Annotated in this window: 18 protein-coding genes; 8 read left to right on the forward strand and 10 right to left on the reverse strand. The window is 58.4% G+C overall.

Annotation, left to right across the window (positions count from 1 at the left end; genetic code table 11):
• Positions 1-45 precede the first annotated feature (45 nt).
• From VNL17_12825 to VNL17_12840, 4 genes are read right to left on the reverse strand one after another with little or no spacing between them, the layout of a single operon-like run.
• Complete coding sequence (locus tag VNL17_12825) at positions 46-1,443, reverse strand: agarase (protein ID HXI84963.1); 1,398 nt, start codon at positions 1,441-1,443, stop codon at positions 46-48.
• A gap of 56 nt (positions 1,444-1,499) precedes the next feature.
• The gene (locus tag VNL17_12830) at positions 1,500-2,471 is read right to left on the reverse strand and encodes an aldo/keto reductase (GenBank protein HXI84964.1); all 972 of its coding nucleotides are present in this window, start codon (positions 2,469-2,471) and stop codon (positions 1,500-1,502) included.
• Positions 2,468-4,459 carry a PQQ-binding-like beta-propeller repeat protein gene (locus VNL17_12835; protein ID HXI84965.1) on the reverse strand — a complete coding sequence of 664 codons (1,992 nt, stop codon included), beginning with the start codon at positions 4,457-4,459 and terminating at the stop codon, positions 2,468-2,470. The genes VNL17_12830 and VNL17_12835 overlap by 4 nt, the downstream gene beginning before the upstream one ends.
• Positions 4,452-5,543, reverse strand: a complete 1,092-nt coding sequence (locus VNL17_12840) for a rhomboid family intramembrane serine protease (GenBank protein HXI84966.1) — start codon at positions 5,541-5,543, stop codon at positions 4,452-4,454. Before VNL17_12840 ends, VNL17_12835 begins: the two co-directional genes overlap by 8 nt.
• 166 nt (positions 5,544-5,709) lie before the next feature.
• On the opposite strand from VNL17_12840, the gene VNL17_12845 reads away from it, so the two are divergent.
• From VNL17_12845 to VNL17_12855, 3 genes are all read left to right on the forward strand, one after another.
• The gene (locus tag VNL17_12845) at positions 5,710-6,483 is read left to right on the forward strand and encodes a DUF1326 domain-containing protein (GenBank protein HXI84967.1); all 774 of its coding nucleotides are present in this window, start codon (positions 5,710-5,712) and stop codon (positions 6,481-6,483) included.
• Between the two features lie 222 nt (positions 6,484-6,705).
• The gene (locus tag VNL17_12850; protein ID HXI84968.1) at positions 6,706-8,658 is read left to right on the forward strand and encodes a hypothetical protein; all 1,953 of its coding nucleotides are present in this window, start codon (positions 6,706-6,708) and stop codon (positions 8,656-8,658) included.
• Positions 8,655-9,374, forward strand: coding sequence for a type II secretion system protein (locus VNL17_12855; GenBank protein ID HXI84969.1), 720 nt, complete (start codon positions 8,655-8,657; stop codon positions 9,372-9,374). Before VNL17_12850 ends, VNL17_12855 begins: the two co-directional genes overlap by 4 nt.
• Before the next feature lie 19 nt (positions 9,375-9,393).
• Here the strand turns inward: VNL17_12855 and VNL17_12860 are convergent, their stop codons facing one another.
• Positions 9,394-10,707, reverse strand: coding sequence for an MFS transporter (locus tag VNL17_12860; GenBank protein HXI84970.1), 1,314 nt, complete (start codon positions 10,705-10,707; stop codon positions 9,394-9,396).
• A gap of 102 nt (positions 10,708-10,809) precedes the next feature.
• Positions 10,810-10,986, reverse strand: coding sequence for a PLDc N-terminal domain-containing protein (locus VNL17_12865; GenBank protein HXI84971.1), 177 nt, complete (start codon positions 10,984-10,986; stop codon positions 10,810-10,812).
• Positions 10,987-11,124: 138 nt separating this feature from the next.
• On the opposite strand from VNL17_12865, the gene VNL17_12870 reads away from it, so the two are divergent.
• Positions 11,125-12,507, forward strand: coding sequence for an Nramp family divalent metal transporter (locus VNL17_12870; protein HXI84972.1), 1,383 nt, complete (start codon positions 11,125-11,127; stop codon positions 12,505-12,507).
• Complete coding sequence (locus VNL17_12875; protein HXI84973.1) at positions 12,504-12,941, forward strand: universal stress protein; 438 nt, start codon at positions 12,504-12,506, stop codon at positions 12,939-12,941. Before VNL17_12870 ends, VNL17_12875 begins: the two co-directional genes overlap by 4 nt.
• A gap of 8 nt (positions 12,942-12,949) precedes the next feature.
• On the opposite strand, the gene VNL17_12880 is transcribed toward VNL17_12875, so the two are convergent.
• On the reverse strand, positions 12,950-14,311 hold the full coding sequence (locus VNL17_12880) for an 8-oxoguanine deaminase (GenBank protein ID HXI84974.1): 1,362 nt from the start codon (positions 14,309-14,311) through the stop codon (positions 12,950-12,952).
• A 155-nt stretch (positions 14,312-14,466) separates the two neighbouring features.
• Here VNL17_12880 and VNL17_12885 point away from each other — a divergent pair, with 155 nt between their 5' ends.
• Positions 14,467-14,793, forward strand: coding sequence for a TRL domain-containing protein (locus VNL17_12885; protein ID HXI84975.1), 327 nt, complete (start codon positions 14,467-14,469; stop codon positions 14,791-14,793).
• Positions 14,794-14,889: 96 nt separating this feature from the next.
• Positions 14,890-16,134: a threonine synthase gene (locus tag VNL17_12890; GenBank protein ID HXI84976.1), complete on the forward strand. Its 1,245-nt coding sequence runs from the start codon at positions 14,890-14,892 to the stop codon at positions 16,132-16,134.
• 381 nt (positions 16,135-16,515) lie between these two features.
• Here VNL17_12890 and VNL17_12895 read toward each other — a convergent pair whose 3' ends face one another.
• Positions 16,516-16,980 (reverse strand): hypothetical protein, encoded by a 465-nt coding sequence (locus tag VNL17_12895; GenBank protein ID HXI84977.1) that lies wholly within the window; start codon positions 16,978-16,980, stop codon positions 16,516-16,518.
• Between the two features lie 282 nt (positions 16,981-17,262).
• On the opposite strand from VNL17_12895, the gene VNL17_12900 reads away from it, so the two are divergent.
• A complete protein-coding gene (locus VNL17_12900; protein ID HXI84978.1) occupies positions 17,263-17,664 on the forward strand; it encodes a response regulator transcription factor in 402 nt (133 codons plus the stop codon).
• A 351-nt stretch (positions 17,665-18,015) separates the two neighbouring features.
• Here VNL17_12900 and VNL17_12905 read toward each other — a convergent pair whose 3' ends face one another.
• Together VNL17_12905 and VNL17_12910 are read right to left on the reverse strand one after the other, a co-directional pair.
• Positions 18,016-18,285, reverse strand: a complete 270-nt coding sequence (locus tag VNL17_12905; protein ID HXI84979.1) for a hypothetical protein — start codon at positions 18,283-18,285, stop codon at positions 18,016-18,018.
• A gap of 234 nt (positions 18,286-18,519) precedes the next feature.
• Positions 18,520-18,660: a hypothetical protein gene (locus VNL17_12910; protein HXI84980.1), complete on the reverse strand. Its 141-nt coding sequence runs from the start codon at positions 18,658-18,660 to the stop codon at positions 18,520-18,522.
• Positions 18,661-19,163 lie beyond the last annotated feature (503 nt).

Raw genomic sequence — 19,163 nt, forward strand, 5'->3', positions numbered from 1 at the left:
TGTGAAAGTGATTGTACTATAGTCGCAGCCGCCATGCAGGCTTTGTTATTTGGCAGATTCATGCAGGGTTTCAGCCTGGGCGTTGATTTCCGTCATGGCGCGGGTCAGTTCGACATAGACTTCGTCCTTGATGTTGACGACGCCGTAGTTGCAATTCTCGCCGTCGAAGCGGCCTTCCTTCGGCTCGTCGCAGTGCTCGAACCAGTGATAGCCCACGAGGTACGGGCTCGACAGCCCCCACGTGACGAAATTCTTGTAGGCCGCGGCGCGGTCGGCCTGGGTCTTGACGCGTTCGCCACCACCCTTGCTGTTGGGCAGACCGACATCCTGGCCGCGGAAGGAGAATTCGCCGATGATCAAGGGCTTGCCGAACACGGAGTAGCGTTCGATCGTCTTGCGCGGGTCGAACTGGTAACAATTGAACGAGATGCCATCGACATACTTCGCCGCGGCGGCCACGACGGGCTGGGGCGGGACGTAGGCGAAGCGCGCGCCGAAATTCATGTGGTTGGGATCGGCGGCCTTGACGGCTTCGGCGGTGATGCGGAAGTACCGTTCCGCGAGGCGCGCGAGGAATGCATCGCTATCGGCGACGAAGGCTGCGCGTTTCGGGTCGGCTTCGTTGGCCAGCTGTTCGGACTCCTTGTTCTGCGCGTAAACGGCCTTGCGCGAGTACGGTTGCTTGATTGAAGTGGCTTCCGTAACTTCATCCCACGAAGCGAAGGTCGTGTTCCAGACATCGTTGAATTTCTTCACGTCGGTGTAGCGTTCGCGCATGAGGGCGACAGCGGCTTTCTTTCCCGGGACGCCCCCGGGCAACGCCATAAACATGGTGATCAGGTCGTCCGAACCACGCCAGTCGGGGCCCCAGCGCAGTTCGTTGTCCGTGAACCAGCCGAGCAACCAGCGGTCATTGGCGCGTGGGGAACAAACTTCGCGGGCGTGCTGATGGGCGATGGTCTCGAAGTCGGGATCGAAAACGTCGGGGAAGATTCCGTGCTCCCATGCCGCACCCTTCTGTTTGACCCCGACGAAATGCGAGCCGAGGTCGACGATCGGGGCGTAGGCGAGGCGTTGTTTATTCACGATAACCTCGGCGACGGCGTCGTCGGACCAGGCGCCGAGGCTGTTGAAGCCCCAGCTCGTCAACCGCTCCGCCACCGCCTTCCGCCACGCGATGGGATTGCCGTATTTTGCCTTGTTGGTTTCCAGGTACGGCGACGTTTGCGTGCCCTGAATGAAGTCAGCGGTGATGGTGACCGTGGTCACGCCCTTCGAGATGAACCGGTGACCGTCCGGAGAAATCAACCACCAGCGGCCATCTGTTTTCGCGGCGTGGAAAAACTGGTTTGTTGAGGCGGCTGGATTGTCGGCAGCGAAACCCGAAGGAGCGACGAGATTAGTGGCGGCGATCAAGAGTATCACTCCGATGGGCGTATGCATGAGTTTGTCATCGTGCCAACGATGCTTCGCGAAAACAAGCAGAATGTCCGGACGCGTTATGCAGGGCGCGGTGAGTCCGGCGGATTCCACCAACAGGGCCCCTTGTCTTGGATGGCTTCGACGGCGCGCCGGCGGATTTCTGAAAGTTGGTTGGGGGGAACGGCCTTGAAGTTTTGCGCGGCGGCGTAAGCGGCGTCTTGCTCGTTGGGAAAACTCAAACCAAGCAAAGCGACGTCGGGGTCCAGTGTGAGCGTGTAGTGTAGGCATTCGGCGACACCGAGGCGCGGGAGCGTTGAGGCGTCCGATGCATCACTGCCGCCGGAACTCAGCTTGCCGCGCGGACGGGCCTGGAGCGGTTGGTTGTAGCCGGCGGTGTCGGCGAGCAATTTGCCGGCGCCGAAGGTTTTGAAACAAACGGTGCCGACGCGATGCTTCCTCGCGAGCGGCAGAACTTCCTCCACGTAGTGCTGATCGACGAACGGTCCGACGGCAAACATCACCACGTCGCAGAGGCCGGAGGGGATGGCCGCGAGCAACACATCGGGGTGATGCGACGAAATACCACGAAAGCGCACCTTACCGGCCTTCACGGCGGAGGCCAATTGTTCCATGCCGCCACCAGGCGCGGCAATCTTTTGCCAGTCGTCCATCGCGCTGACGCCGTGGAACACGAAGCAATCGACCGTGTCGAGGCCCGTGTTTTTCAGGCTGGCATCGACCTGGGGCGCGACGGGCTCGTGGTGATTGTCAATCTTGTCGATGACGAACATGCCGTCGCGGCGGCCCTTCAGCGCGGCCCCAACGATCTGTTCGCTGTAACCGTCCTCGTAATTCGGCGCGGTATCGATCAGGTTCAGACCCGCGTCCATCGCCCGATGGATGGTGGCGACGCAGTGGTCGAGGGGAACCTTGCGGTCGGCCAGGTCGCCGATGCCGAGGATGGTGGCCTGAAAGCCGGTGCGGCCGAGTTCGCGGCGGGGGCGGAACGCGCCGCGCCAGCTCTTTGACGCGGGGTCTGACGCTTTCATTTCCTCTCGAGCATGCACAGACGATAATTATACGACGGGTGCTCGCGAGAGCCAAGGACGCTGCCCTCGGTCACGATGAGAAACACGCTGTCGCCGAGTATGACATGTTCGTGGACATCGCCGGTTTTGATATACGTCCAAATCTCCTTGCCGTTGCGTGGGGAGAGGCAGTGGATACTGTGATAGGTGACCTGCGGGCCGGTGTCCGAGAGCAGGCGCATCTCGACGACCGTATCGAAAACGTAAGCCTTGTCTTTGATGAAGACCACTTCGCCGCCAATGTTTCTCACGCCCCAACTGGTGGAGCCTTTCTGGGGATCGAGTTTCATAAGGAACGTCACGGGCGCGCGCGGATCCGTCGTGCCATCGGTGGACGTGTCTTCGATGCGGAAGCTCTTCGCTTCGTTTTGCGTGAAATCAGGTTTGGACAACGTGACGGTCGCGTAAACCCCGCCGTCGGGCCCGACGACCAGGCGGGTCGGCTTGAGTTTGGCGCGGGACCATTTCTGTTTTCCGGTTTTGGCATCGAGGGCGATGACCTGATCACCCGCAGCGACGGCGAACACATCGCCGCCTGCGGCAACGAGCCGGACGGAGGCGGGTAATGTTGATTGCCACAACGGTTCGTTTCCATTCTCGAAGACGAGCAGGTCGCGACCGGCAACGAGGCACGTGAATCGGTCGATTTGCTGGATCTGCGGGGTGTGCTTCAAGGAGACGGTCTGATGGCCCGTTTCGGTCCCAGTTTCGAGGGAACGGAAGCGGACGGTGTAGTTTTGCGACGGTGTGTCCGGTTCCGTCTCCGGGCCGTCCGCGGTAGTTTCGAGGTCGAAGCTGCCTTTTTCCATGGCATTTTGAATCCGGCTAAACATCGCGCTGCGGAATGCGTTGACGTCCCATCCCGACGCTGTGATTTCTCCATAATCGGAATCCGACGAGGCAGTCTTTTTCGGCGTGTCGAGCACAGCGGTGACGATGCGCTTGCCGGGGATCGGCACAGCCGCGGCATACGCCAGGGCGTTGGTGTCGGACCAGAGTTCGTGGCCATCCGCCAGGGCGAGCGACGCGGCGTGGGGCGGTGCGGTTTTGCCGGCGGACATGTTGTGGCCGAAGACGCACAACAAGCCATCATCGTGCGGCAGTACCTGCAGGAGCGACGTGTCAGGCCGGAAGAATTTCCAGGCCACGGCGCCGGTTTGTGCGTTGAGGACAACCAATTGCCGTCGTGAACGCAGGATAACGCTGTCTCCCTTCACCTCAAGAATTGACAGCGGATCACGGAACTTGCTCGAGTCGAACGAGAACTCGGAATCAGAGGAGGCCTTCTTGGGCAGACTGTACGGCTCTTCAAGGGCGTGAAGGTCGACTTTCCAGAGCTTCTGGGTGGTTGTCAGGTTGACCAGACTGAGTTCATCCTCCGCTTGCACCAGCGTGTGTGCGGGATCGACCATCACGACCTTGAACCCGTCGATTCCGGCCATCACATCCATGCTCGAAGTAATCCGCGGATGCGGGCCCCATTTGCTGAGATAGATTATGTAGCCGATATAGCCGACGCCAAAAATAACCGCTGCGAGCAGGGCGAACTTTGTGATCTTCACAACGCCACCGATCACGCTTTCGAACTTGTTGTCGTCCGCGCTCACTCTCTCCGTGCCGGTCGCCATGGACGGTTCGCTGGCGCTGACGGCGGCGCGGCATTCATCACTGCAATAGTAACCCTTCTCGCGCACGCATATCATGCACAGGGGTTTCGCGCAGTTCATGCAATTCTGGGTGGCATATTCCTCGGGGTGATTAACGCAGAAGACCTGGAAGCGCGGTTCTTCCGTTTCGGTCGGGCCTGCTTCCTCGACGGCATCGGGCTGTTCAGCTTGCGCAAGAAGATCGGAGGCCAGTGCGCCACAGCGGGGGCAATGCACACCCTTGGCGACCTCTTCGTTCAGGACTTCGAGGGTTCCACCGCAAGAGCAGGTGATCTCAATCATGGGATTTTCCCTTCCACTTGAATTCCTTGCGAAACATCAAATTTGGATACGGCGACGGCGAACGGTCGGCTGTCGATGGTGACGGTGCGGGCGTTGGCGGGGTCATCTTGCGGGTCATCGAGCGCAACTCCTCATCGATCACCTCCGCCTGGTCGGTCCAGCCATGATCGCGATAGAAGGCGAGGGCAGCGCGCAACACGTCCTCGGCGCGTTTGACCATGCCGGTGCATTCCCAGCACAGGGCCCACTTGGTATGGGCCCCGGCGCATTGCGGGTAGCGTTTGGCCAGTCGCTGGTAGGCTTCCATCGCGGGATACCATTTCTGTTTGTAGAAGAGATGGTCGGCGTCCTTCATCAAATACTCCTCTTCGCCGTTAATCCACTCCCGCGTGGCGAGCGCCGCCCCCAACCCGAGCATGAATCCCCCGATATGCCCCCAGTACGCGACCTGGGCGCCGCCCGAATGCAGCGCCATCACGCCAAACACCAGTTGCAGCATGATCCAGAAACCGATGAAGATCAGCGAACTGACGCGCGTGATTCCCTGGCGCATGATGAACGGTATGGGAATGGCCGCGCCGAACCACATGCGGATTTTGAACCGAGGGAACCGCACCAGATAGTAGCCCAACAGCCCGGCGATCGCGCCCGAGGCGCCGACGCACGGCTCGTCGAGGTTGGGGAAATTCCCGACGACAGCGGTAAGCCAGTAGAGAAGTGCCGAGGAGAAGCCACTGACAAAGTAGATCAGCAGGAATTTTCCCTTGCCCAGAACGTCCTCAAGGTCGCTGCCGGCGAACCAGAGATAGAGCATGTTGCCGCCGATATGCAGGACGCTGTTCACGTAATCGGTCCACGGCGCGTTGGCTTCGGTGGGCCAACCTGCGTGCAGAAACATGTGGGTGAGAAACTGCCACGGTCGCGGGTGGGCAGCAACAAAGCCGAAGGTCTCGGCGATGTGGCGGTAATTCAGGAGGTTCGAAATGAAATAGATGGCGACGTTGATGGCGATGAGAGACAGGGTGGCTGTGGGAACACGAGTACGGTCGTGATCGGAGCCCGTCGGTATGAGCAGAGCAATCATACGCCTCACCTACGCTTCTGCCCATCATGCCGTGGCGGGAGTGGAGAATCAAACCCTAAGTTGCCGATTGAATACGAGGCCTCCGGGCTATAATATGAGCGCAGATGGCGGCACGCCGCGGTGCGGCATGCGTGAAAACGGGTTAAAACTCAAAGAAGGAGTGTGTATGCGCAGACACATTATTTCCATCTTGTCGGTGGTTCTCCCCATGATTCTTCTCTCGCTCGCGGCCGGTACGCGCGTGTTGGGCGATGAAGCGACAGCGGCGAAGAAAGTCCCTTGGAAAATCAGCGGGCAACTTGAAGAGGCGTGCAGTTGCAACGCGGCCTGTCCGTGCTGGTTCAACTCGCTGCCGAGCCGGATGAATTGCGGTGGTATGCAGGTGTTGTTCATTAGCAAGGGTCACTACGGCAAGGTGAAACTCGACGGCCTGGCGATCAGCCATTTTGGCCAGAGTCCCGACAACCAAACGATGATGGAATCGTTCGGGAAGTGGAACTTCTCGTATCTCTATATCGATGAGAAAGCCACGTCGGAGCAGCGCGCGGCGTTGGAAGTGATCGGGAAGAGCGTGTTGCCGTTTTCGGCGTCGGGAAAAACGAAGATCCAGTATGTGCCGATCACGCGGGTGGCGGAAGGCAAAGACAACAAAGTCACTGTCGGCGCATACAGCACGGTCGAAGGTCATCTCGTCGAAGGCGGCTTGGGCGGGCACCCGAAGATTGTCAATCCCCCGGGCGCAGACCCGATTCATCATGAATATCTGCAAGGCGAGACGACGAGACTGGTGTATAACGACGCGGAGCAGAACTGGAATTGGAAGGGCTCCAACTATATGCGCGGGGAGTTCACGGTGGACAGCGCGCAGTATGAAAAATTCAACGCAGGCCTCTCGCAGAAAATGGCCGGGATGAACAAACCGCCGGAACCGGCGAAATAGCGAGGTATCTGTCTGACGAAGCGTGTGTTAAACAAGGCTGCAAGGTCGTCACCGAATAGGCTTGCAGCCCAGATGTTGACGGGCATATAAGGTAGCTATCAAGATAAGCTCATGCCACTCGGTTAGCCAGTAATGAGCCGGTTTGAAGTTCGGCAAGATAACGGGGTTAAATCGATGAGGCGGCCGGTCTCAATTGTTCGTCTACTGGTTACTGTGACGACTGTGGCTCTAAGCGCTGTCGCGTTTCCAGTGCGCGCGCAAGCACAAACCAACAGTTGGGTTAATGCCGGTAGTGGAGCGTGGGAAGATTCTGGTAATTGGTCCTTGGCGCAAGCGCCGGCCAGCACGCATTCCATCCTGATCACGAACGACAATACCAAGACGGTGCAGATTAACTCGGTGACCTCCGGCAGTTTCTCCAACACGATGACGGTGACCAACCTGATCCTATCTGCACCCAGTGGGGCAACGAACACCCTGGCACTGTCGGCCTCCGGTACCAATAGGCCACTCCATATTCTTGACAGTCTCGGTATTACCGCGGGCGGTGCACTCCTGATGACCAATTCGTCGCTACTTGTGGACGGGGTTGCAGGTGGAGCATTTTCCCTGGACGGCTGCGCTTCACTCTCTAGCACAAACGGTATTTCAGGCGATCTCTATGTCGGCTTTTCAACAAATTCTTCTGGCTCGGTTAACCTGGTTGATGGGCAGACTTTGTTGACCAATGGTTACACGGCCATTGGGTTTTATGGTTCGGGTCAGGTCGTATTGTCGAACGGAACTCTTAAGATCGCCGACATCCTCGGCGGCACAAACGACATTCTTGCCAATGGAGTCTTCCTCGGATTGACATCGGGTTCGGCAGGCGACTTGACGATCGCGGGCGGAAAGTACGACGCGTCGGAACTCCTCTCTCTTGGGGACGAAGGTGGCTCGACCGGGTCGGTGTGGATAAGTGACGGCCAGCTAATCATCGGCACGAATGACTACCTGATGACCATCGGTAACAACGGGGCCGGACAACTGATTCTTTCCAATGGCCAGCTCGTCGCGTCGTACGTCATCGTGGCGGGTGGACAGGGATCTCAGGGTGCGTTGCTGATTGCAGGCGGCACCGCTACTTTTTCACGGGCACTCAGCGTAGGCGTTGGCCAGGGCGCGACTGGAATTGTTTCCATAACGGGTGGGCAGTTGCAGGTGACCAATCATAATGCAATTGTCGGTGACTATGGTATTGGTCAGATGACGGTCTCCAACGGCGCATTTCGCGCACGAACAATCGTTGTTGGCCACAACAACGGCTCACAAGGCACGTTGACGATTTCTGGAGGAATCACGTCTGTCGCTTCCAATCTTGTGGCCGGTGCCTACTCCAATGCAACCGGTGTGATTCAAGTTACCGGCGGCGAACTCAATGTCACCAATCAATCAGGGACATGTCGGCTTGTTGTTGGACAGATAGGAAGTGGCGTCTTTACTCAAGGAGGCGGCACGCTGATCGTGGATCAACTGCTTGCGACCAATGGTACCAACAGCATCTTGAACTTCGGCTCCGGCACCGTTAACACCAAATCTACAACGGTGAGCAACACCCAAACCTTCATTGTCGGTGATGGCTTTGGTAGTGCCACGTACCACCTGCTTGGCGGGGTTCATTCGTTTGCCAACGACCTTCGGATCCGCACCAACGCCTTTCTTATCGGTTGCGGAACGATCAATGGCAACGTGGTGGTAGACGCGGGAGGTACTGTACTTGCCGATTGTGGCGGCACCCTCACATTTACCGGGTCAGTCACCAACAATGGGGTCATGAAAGCAGTTAATGGAAGCACTCTCGAATCCTACGGAGCGGTGGTCAACAATGGGCTGATCAACGTCCTCTCCGGCAATACGAATTTTCACGCCGCGTTTATCAATAATGGTCTTGTTTTAAGCGTGGACAGCATCCCGCAGATCGTATCGATACGGACTGTCGGCGATGACGTGGAGATTCGGTTCACCACCAGCGCTGGGGCGACGTACATTCCCGAGTACCGGACCAACATGGCATCAGGAAGCTGGATTCCATTCCCGAGTATCGTGGCTCTCGGCGGTACCACCAGCATGATAGACCTCGGGGCTGCTTTGCTGCCACAGAAATTCTACCGGATTCGATTGGAGGTGCCGGAATGAAACGCCGCGAAGCATTTACACTGTCTCAGCTGCTCGTGCTGATTGCTGCCGGCGCTGTGGCTGGCGTCTTGCTGCTCGCCTCCTTGGATGACGCCAAAGAAAAAGTTCAGGCGGCGGCGTGCATGAGTAATCTGCGCGAGATCTCACTGGCCGTCCGTCTTTACACGGATGATAACGGCGGATACATGCCGCCGGCAAGCTATGGAGCCGCCGCGCCGGCTGGTCCATGGGACAAACTCTTAGGGCCTTATTTGCCGCTCCGAGGATCAACTCCTACGTCGTCGCCTCACCGTGTCTTTGATTGTCCGAGCGCCAACTATCCTGGATTCCAAAACCAGGATCTCGGTTTAACCTATTCGTGCACTGCGGCCATGCTGGGGCACGCGACGGTTGGTAGTGGTCTGACCTCCAGCAGACCGCGGAGGCAAGACGAAGTCCTAACCCCCGCCGCGCAGACGCCGCTGGTTTTCGATTGCAAGAAAGACCCCACTACCACCAGCCCGAATTGCCGGTCCAACATTCCTTGGAACGGTGCAGCCCCATTTTCCGCCAAGGTCGACCTGAACTCCGGGAGCCCGGCCTCCTGTACTGCCTTGGACTTTCGCCACAACAACACTAATACAATGAATATCGCGTTCTTTGATGGCAGCGTGCGCTCGGTTACGTTCACGCAGGCCCAACAGTTTCTTACCCAGTCTCTTTGGGAAGGACGATAGCGATCCTCTTCGTGGTCCGTCAGTGGCCGGTTTGCTGCGGTGTCATGATTCGCATGACGATGAGGCCGGCGATCAGGCAGATCACGCTGCCCATCGTGACCGTGAACGAGGCGCTGGTTACGTGGGCGAGTGAACCCGCGATGAGGCTGCCGAATGGCGTTAGGCCGATGAAGGCGAGTGAATAGATGCCCATGACGCGTCCGCGGAGTTCGTCGGGCACACTCGTCTGGACTGCGGTGTTGGCGGTTGCGAAGAAGATGATCATGAAGAACCCCGAGCCCGTCAGCGCCGCAGCCGAGAGCCAGTAAACTCGTGACAGCGCGAAGACGCAGAGCATGATGCAGAAGCCAAACAGTCCGCCGTAGAACAGCTTCCGTTTGTGTGGTGAATCCCCGAGCGACGCGAGCGTAAGAGCCCCGACGAGCGCGCCCGCGCCGTTGGCGGCCATGAGATAGCCGTACCCACTCACACCGACATGGAGCACGTCGCGCGCGAAGACCGGCAGCAGCACGCTGTACGGCCAGCCAAACAGACTCACGACCGTCACGAGCGAGATCACGGCGCGCAGAACGCGGTGACTGCGCACGTACCGGAAGGCTTCCACTGTTTCGTGCCAGATCGGTTGATGTTTGACGGGTGGCCGGCTCACCGTCGTACGCATGGCCAGATAGGCGGCCACGACGGCGAGATACGACACTCCGTTCAGGAGGAAGCAACCCGTCATGCCGATCACGCCAATCAAGATGCCCGCGATGGCCGGACCGAAAACGCGCGCGCCGTTGAATAGTGACGAGTTCAATGCGATGGCGTTCATCAGGTCGTCCTTGCCGACCATTTCGACGACGAAACTCTGGCGAGTGGGGATGTCGAAGGCGTCGGTAATTCCTTCCAGCAAACTCAAGAGAGCGATCTGCCAGATTTTGATGACGCCAAAGTACACCAGGGCCGCGAGGATAAACGCGAGCACCATCGCGGTGCTTTCGGTGGCCATCACGATGCGGCGTTTCTCGATGCGGTCGGCCATGGCGCCGCCCACCAGCGTCAGAAGGGTGACGGGAATGGCGGAGGCAAAGCGCACGGCGCCGAGGGTGAAGGCCGAGTTGCTGAGATCGTACACCAGCCAGCCCACAGCGACTTGTTGCATCCAGGTGCCGATGACGGAGACCAGTTGTCCGCCAAAGAAGAGGCGGTAGTTGCGGTGGCGAAAGGCGGCGAAAGTTTTGCGCCAACTGATTCCGCCCGTGACGACCCGCCACGACAGCGGCACCGTGTCCGCGGGCACGGTCGCAATCGTCGGTTCGGTACGTTCCGATGATGGAATGGGCTCACTCACGATGCAAAGTTTCAGGGAATTAATCGGAAACCGCCACAGAAATCAACAGGCGACCTTCCCGTCAGTGAACAGTAAATGCAGGATGATGGCGACCGGCACTGCTTATTTCCCGCGGGCGAGCAGGAAATACAGGAGCATGCCGAGGAGGGGGAGCAGGAGGATCACGAGAATCCACAGCAGCTTTTTGACGACATCCGCGTTGCTTTTAAGGCAATCGACGATTGCGATGATGTCCAGGATCAGAACGACCAAACCAGCCAGGCCAGATAATGGTGCCATGTGGAATCTCCTTGGTTGGTAGAGTAGCAGGCTGGCGGCGTGGTGGCAAGGTGCGAAACGCCTCCGGGTTCGTGACCACGAGAATACCGATTGACAAGCGGCGGGAATGCGATATAGTCAACCCTAATAAAGTTAGGCATGACTAACATATCCGACAACGCAGTGGCTCAGACGGCGGCCGGAACAGCGCACGAGCGGCCGGGCATGCCCTCGTTGCCGGAGGTTCACGAGTCGATCCATGTGCCGGAGCACTGGACGTTCTGGCGGAAGATGGTGGCGTTTTCGGGGCCGGCGTACCTTGTCAGCGTCGGTTACATGGATCCCGGCAATTGGGCGACGGACATCGAGGGTGGGGCGCGGTTCGGGTATCGATTGCTCTGGGTGCTGCTGCTGTCGAACCTGATGGCGGTGCTGCTGCAGACGCTCTCCGCGCGGTTGGGTATTGTGACGCGCCGCGATTTGGCGCAGGCGTGCCGCGATTACTATCCGAAACCGGTGGCCTACACGTTGTGGGGATTGTGCGAGGTCGCGATTGCGGCGTGCGACCTGGCGGAAGTGCTTGGCGGCGCGATCGGGGTGAATCTGCTGACGGGAATGCCGCTGCTTTGGGCGGTGTGCCTGATGGCGCTGGATTGCTTCATTATTTTGTTCCTGCAGAACCGCGGGATGCGAGTGGTCGAGATCATCATTGTGACCCTGATCGCTTCCATAGGGTTTTGTTATGTTGTTGAGATCTTCTTCGCGCGGCCAGAATGGCTGCCGTTGTTCCACGGCTTGATTACCCCGCGGTTGACAGGCCAGAGCAATCAACCCGGTGCGCCCACAGACCTGTATGTCGCAATGGGCATCATCGGGGCGACGGTGATGCCGCACAATCTCTACCTGCACTCGGCGCTCGTGCAAACGCGGCGCATCGAACGCACACCGCAGGGGATCCGTACAGCGAACAAGTTCAACCTCATCGACTCGGTGGTGGCGCTGAACCTGGCGTTTTTGGTCAACGCGGCGATTCTCGTGATGGCAGCGGCGGTTTTCTACCGGCAGGGCGCGGTCGTCACGGAATTGAAGGAGGCGTATCAAACGCTGAGTCCGCTGGTGGGTCATGCGCTCGCCAGCAGCTTGTTTGCGGTCGCGCTGATTTGTTCGGGGCAAAGCTCGACGCTGACAGGGACGCTGGCGGGGCAGATCGTGATGGAAGGTTTTCTGCATATTCGGCTGCGGCCGTGGTTGCGGCGGTTGATTACGCGCGCGGTGGCCATCATTCCCGCGATCATCGTGATTGCCATCCAAGGCGACAAGGGGAGTTACAAATTGCTGATCCTGAGCCAGGTGATTTTGAGCATTCAATTGCCGTTCGCCGTCGTGCCGTTGGTGCAATTCACGTGCAGTCGGAAGCGGATGGGTGAATTTGTGAATCCGCCGCTGGTGAAGGTGCTCGCGTGGGCCGTGGCGGCGGTGATTATTGGCTTGAACCTGTGGTTGCTGACGGAGACAGTCTCCGAGTGGCTGAAGGGCGCATGAAGAAGGGCCTCTATCACAAGATCCTCGTGCCGGTCGAGGCGACCGAGTACGACAAGTTTATCCTCGAACACGTCGTGGAACTGGCGCGATTTCATGGCGCGACATTGTTGCTCTTCCATGTGGCCGATGGCTGGGCGGCGCGGCATTATGGAGCGGAGGCCGATTCGGCGGAAGTCCGCGCCGACCAGAAATACCTGAAAGAACTCGCCGGCGAACTTCGCGCCAAAGGCCTAGAGGTCGAGACGATGCTCGGCTACGGCGATCCCGGTACGGAGATCGTGGAAGCCGCGCGCAAAAACAAGTGCGACCTCATTGCCATGACCACGCATGGCCACCGTTTCATCTCCGACCTCATCTACGGTAGCGCCTCACGCAAAGTGCGGCATGAAGTGGACATCCCCGTATTGTTGCTGCGCGCACCGAGGAAGCGATAACGCTCGGACTACCTAAACCGAAGTTTCACCAACTCATTCATCCTGGTGACGAGGGATTGCAGATAGATAGTGGCCAATTGGCCGTACTTGACTACTAACTTGCCGTTGACGAGAACAAATTTGGCGCGGGGGGAGTGGCAGAGGATGAGGGCGCCGAGAGGGTCTTGGGCGGCGGCGCCGGCGAACTCGATGGTGTTGAGGTCGTAGATCGCGATGTCGGCGGCGGAGCCGGGGGCGATGTTGCCGAGTTCGCGTTCGCGATTGAGCAAGCGCGCGCCGCCGAGCGTGGCGATGCGCAGGGCGTCTTCGGCGGTGAAGCTGTCCGCGCCATTCTTCACGCGTTGGAGCAACAAGGCTTGCCGGGCTTCCGCAAGAACGTGCGCGCCGTTGTTGCTCGAAGAACCATCCACACCGAGGCCAACCGTGGCGTTGGCTTTCAACATTTCGCAGACGGGTGGGATGCCGGAGCCGAGGATCATGTTCGACGACGGGCAATGCGCGACGGCGGTTTTCGTGGCGGCGAGCAGTTTGATTTCTTCGGAGTTGAGGCACACGCAGTGCGCCCATGAAATATCGGGGCCGACCCAATCCGCGGCGGCCATGTAATCGGCGGGGCGTTTGCCGAATTTCTCGAGGCAAAATTTGTTTTCGTCCTCTGTCTCGGCGACGTGCGTGTGACAGAGGACGCGATGCGATTTAGCGAGCGCGCGCGTTTCCTTCAATAGGTCGAACGTGATGGAGAAGGGGGAACAGGGCATCAAATCGATGCGGGTCATTGCGTACGGTTTCGCGTCGTGGAATTTGGCGATGACGCGTTCGCAGTCCTTCACGATGGCGGTTTCATCCTGCACGACGCTATCGGGCGGCAGGCCACCCTGGCTTTTTCCCAGCGACATCGAACCGCGGCCGGCGTGAAGGCGCATGCCGAGTTCCGCTGCGCCTTCGATGACGGCCTCGGCTTTCACATCGGATTCGCGCGGGTAGACGTAGAACATGTCATTGGTTGTTGTGCAACCCGAGAGCAGCATTTCCGCCATCGAGATTTGCGAGCCGAGTTTGACCGCTTCGTAGTCGATGCGGCCCCAGACTTCGTAGAGGCCGAGCAACCAATCGAAGAGCTTGGCGTTCTGCACGGGCTTCAAGCAGCGCGTGAGCGATTGATAGAGGTGATGGTGCGTGTTGATCAAGCCGGGGATGACTGCGCAGTTTGTTGCGTCGATGGTCTCGTCCGGTTGAAAATCGGCGGGCAGGGTGGGCGTGACATTGAGAACGTGATTGTCCTCGATGAGGACGTGATGGTTCTCGAGTTGTTCGACGCGTTGTTGCGTGCTCCAGCGGATGACGTGGCCATTTTTGATGAGGAGTTTCATGAGCCGCCACTATTTTTAAGCGCGAGGCGACTGACAACGCAAAGGAATTCGTTGAAGTGATTTGTTGGATTCGGCTAGACAGCGCAGGGAGGTTCGCTCTATAAGCGGCTCGACGGGATGGCACCCGTGGCAAACCCAACCCAAAGGAGAAGAGTATGAAGAAACTCATTGTGTCTGTAGCAACGGCGTGTGCAGTTGTCGTATTCATGTCGGGATGTGCGGGGATTTCGCCGGTCGCCGGGGGATCCATGGGAATGGTTTACACCTCGACGAGTGCTGGCGTCGCTGTGGGAAGCGCGAGTGGGTCCGAGAAATCCGGGACCGCTACGTCCACCGCGATCATTTGCTTCGCCACTGGAGACTCCAGTATTTCGGCGGCGATGGCGGCTGGTGGAATCACCAAGATTCACCACGTAGACTGCAAGATCATGTCGGTGCTCGGCGTCTATGCCAAGTACACGACAGTCGTTTACGGCGAATAAGCAGGTCACGAAACCACGGGTGCCTGGTCCGTCTCCATCTGGGGAGGCGGACCGACGGCGTTGAGTTTTTCCAGGACTGCGCGTAGTGTTCCCGCCATGGCGATTCAACACATTTTACATTTGCGCTGCGTGATTTGCGGGACGATCTATCCAGCGGACAACCGTTACACCTGCGACAAGTGCGGCGTCACGGGCATTCTCGATGTCGAGTATGACTACGAGAAGGTCGCCAAGACATTGACACGGCACGCGCTGGCGCAACGTCCGTGGACGCACTGGCGTTATGAGGAATTGATCCCCGTCGATTTCTCGCTACCGCTGCCGCCGCTGCATATCGGTTACACGCCGGTGTATCACGCCGATCGGTTGGGGGAATGGGTGGGCGTGCGCGATTTTTCGATCAAGGATGATGGACGCAACCCGAGCGCGTCGTTCAAGGACCGCGCCAGCTCGGTGGGCGTGATGAAGGCGACGGAATACCACGCCAAGACCATCGCGGCGGCATCGACGGGCAACGCGGCTTCATCGCTGGCGTGTTTCGCGGCGGCGGTGGGATTGCCCGCGGTTATTTTTGTGCCGGAGAAAGCACCGGAGCCGAAGATCGCGCAGTTGCTCGTATTCGGCGCGACGGTGATCAAGGTGAAGGGCACTTATGATCAAGCGTATGATTTTTGCATGGACGCCTGTGCGAAGTACGGTTGGTATAACCGCAATTGCGCGATCAATTCGTATCTCGTCGAGGGCAAGAAGACGTGCGGGCTGGAGATCGCGGAGCAGTTCAACGACATGATGCCCGATTGGGTGTGTCTCAGCGTGGGAGACGGCTGCACGATTGCGGGCGTGTGGAAGGGGATTCGCGAGATGTTTCATCTCGGCTTCATCAAAAAAGTGCCCCGCATGCTGGGCGTCCAGGCATCGGGCTGCAAGCCGGTGGCGGACGCGTTCCATGCGAACAAGGACGTGGTGAACGTGGATGGCGTCACGCGGGCGGACAGCATCAACTGCGGCACGCCGCGCAACTGGCGCAAAGCGGTGCATGCGTTGCGGGAGTCGCGGGGCGAGATCGTGGCGGTGTCCGATGCCGAGATCATGGAAGCAATGAACAAGACGGCGCGGCTGAGCGCGGTGTTCGGGGAACCGAGCGGCGCGGCGAGTGTGGCCGGCGTCAAGCGGGCGATTGCGGACGGGATCATCAAGAAAAACGAGAGCGTTTGCGCGGTGATTACGGGGAATGGCTTGAAAGACGTGAAGGCCGCGATTGAAACGGCGGGAACGGCAATTAATATTTCCGCGGATCTTAGAGCGTTGGACGAAGAACTGAAGAAGCGCAAAGTACTTTAGATCGCGCGTCCTGACGCGGTGTCCGGTAGATGCTCGTCCACGCCGGGAATGCTCAATTCGGTTTTCGGGGAGTTCTCGTGCGACCGAGGCGGAGGATGGTTTGCAGGATTTTTTGAATCGGTTTGCGGGGAGCCTCGAACTTGCGGCGGTCGGGGTGGGTGCAAGAGACACAATAGCGGAAGCGCCGGGCGTACTCGCAACCTTCGGGGTTTTCCACCAGGCAATCGGAAAACGGGAGTGTTCCACCCAGATACCGTGTACGACATATCTCTGGGTCGGGCAGATGCCTCACGCTCACCGCGCCCTCGATCATGCTTTTGGGAAATAGCAGGTCGGCGATGCCAAGTCGAACTTTTTCTACGTCGCGGAGATCGGATTGGCTTAGGGGATGTTGGAAGTCTTTTTTAATTCCTGCCAGCGCGATTCGCTTACCCGCTCGACATGGGCATCGGCGAAGAGGACCCGGCGGCTGCCGTCGGCGGTCGGGTCGGGTTCGTAGACGGTCACCATGGAGACGGACGCGTTCGGGTCTTTTCGCTTCTGATAAGTGAGCGAGGAATTCGGCTGGTAGGGCTGGCCGGTTCTGGGATCGAAGAATGGGTTCGTGCTCTTGGGAAGATTATTGGTGATGGCGGCTCTCATGCTGTCTGGGTTGGAGAGGTTGGGAAATGTGTCGTTCCAGTCGTCGCCGTACATTTGCAAGGCGATACCAATCATTTTGAGATTCGATACCGAGCGGGCGTCGAGCGCTTTCTCGCGGGCGGGATTCTTAAGCGTAGAAAGTCCTATCGTGATGCCGACGGCGAGCAAGAAAACAACGATCAGAATTCGCTGCCAGGTTTTCATCCGACATTTCTCTCTTGGGCTGGTCCGCCCCACTGACTTACCGACAGCGTATGCTCCTTTTTGAGAATACGGGCAAGTCCTTTTTCAGCACGAAGTCGGAGAAGACTAACCGCGAATGCACGCGAATGGACGCGGAGGCGGGCTGGGTGACCTGCTTCTGTCCTTGAGTTCAGTCGCGATCTTTCGCCTGCGCAGCTCCTGACTGTTTTTGCTCGGAATACCGCATGATTATTCTGGTGGATGGAGTATTGTACATACGTATATGCAAGAGGAGTACAGAACATGCAGAACAGAGTTTCAAAACATCGAAAGAAAACCGGTGCCTTCAAGAGAACTGTTCTTCTCATGGACGGTCACTCCGTCGTGCGGGAAGGACTCGCGAGTATTATCAATGACACGCCTGATCTCGTCGTCTGCGGACAGTCGGATAGCGCAGCCGATGCTATGAGCGCAGTTTCTGCCTTGAACCCTGATGCGGCGGTTGTAAATATTTCGCTCGATGGAAGCATCGGCCTGGAGTTGATTCAGACCCTCAAGGCCACGTATCCCCGGCTCGCCATAGTTGCGTCCGTACTTCACGACGAAGAAGAATTGGCAAAACTGGCGATGAAGGCTGGCGCTTCGAGTTTCATTACCCGTGGAAATGTGATTGAGCCGGTCCGACGCGCACTTGCGTCGGCCTAGACCAACCGCGAATGCGCGCGCCAGGCGGGGATTTCACCACCAAGGCATCCGCCTTCGCTAAAGCTACGGCGAACAAGCTGAAGTCGCGGAAGACGAACCGCGAGTGGACGTGTCGCTGTCGGGTTTCGCGCCATGGGTGGCAGATCCGTCACAGTCAACGGAAGTACAGGGTGTCGATAATCTTGACGCAGAGGCGACGGAAACGACAGAGACCCTTCGACTTCGCTCAGGGTGACAGACCGGGGGGAAGGACGGCAACCGGGCCGGTTGTCCTACAATTCGGAAAGAGCACGGCGACAGAGCACCGTGGCTACAAGGAGGAACACGGGGGGCCGTGCCGGTAATCCCGGCTCAGGCGATCTGATTGGTGGTAAAGCCGTAGCCGACGGTTTCGAGGAGTATTTCAATTTCTTCGATGGCGACCAAGGGACCCCCGCCGGCGCCAAGGCTATGGCGGCCAGGGAAGGAAAACGCGATAAAATCTTTCCCTTCCTGAACGGAAGGGGTTTCGTCGGCTTTGATTCCTTCACCGCGGAGTTCGGAGCGGAACTGCTGCGCCACGGTGGCGAGAATCGAGACGGTAAAGGTGCGGTCGCGCTTTTGGAGGACGGTGGCTGTCATTAAGCACAATATAGCCCGGAATCGGGGAAAGTGCGAGTGGCGTCCGTCTTCGCCAAGGCTTCCGCGGTCGCGAGGCGCTATGGCGGACAAAGCGTCGGCCAAGCGCATGCCGTGGCTACAAGAAGAGGACAGCGCGGCGCGGTAAGTCACCGCGCCCTACCAACGACGGTAAACGGGCGTCCGCCCGTTCCGCTCGTCGTCGGACTGCGAATCAATTCGCCAACGGACGGCGAATCAATAACCGTCTTCAGCGAAAATGATTCTAGCGCAGAAGGCATTCATCGGTCCCGCATTCGAGATGGCGATGAGGGCGGCGCTGGTGAGCAGCACTGCCAGACCGATCCGCAGTGATCTTTTCTTAGCTTGCTTGGACATATCCCAAACCCCCTACTTGTCCCAATTCCCGTCGCCATGGCAATGGGACCTTGCCCGGCGCGTGAGATCGATCAAACCTCACGCTCTCATTATTGCCAATGATCTGTCCCGCTACAATCGGCGGGAAGATGGCTTTTTAGTAGGAGATTTGCCGATGGGGGATGAGGACGCGTCTGAGGGGAGAGCGGCATCTGCGGCGAGGAATGAATGCCGTTGTGCTCGTAGTGGGCGGCTTTATATATCATAAATCGATAATTGTGCTGGACAGAGAGAGGCGGGCAAGGTAGAAGTAAGAAGGCAGAAGGCTAAATGAAGAAAGAAGGGCAACACTCAATGGGGAATCCGCCGTCGCTCCTTGAGCTATGGCGCGACTCAGCCCCTGGAAGCGGCTTCGGGGCATCCGCCGTCACCGAGGCTATGGCGGACTAGGAGGACCTCAAAAGCATGCTTTCTGCGAAACGAACCCAAATGTAATGTGCGAAAAACAGGGGATAAGTGGTTGT

Source organism: Verrucomicrobiia bacterium, assembly GCA_035577545.1.
In the GTDB taxonomy this organism is placed as follows: domain Bacteria; phylum Verrucomicrobiota; class Verrucomicrobiia; order Palsa-1439; family Palsa-1439; genus Palsa-1439.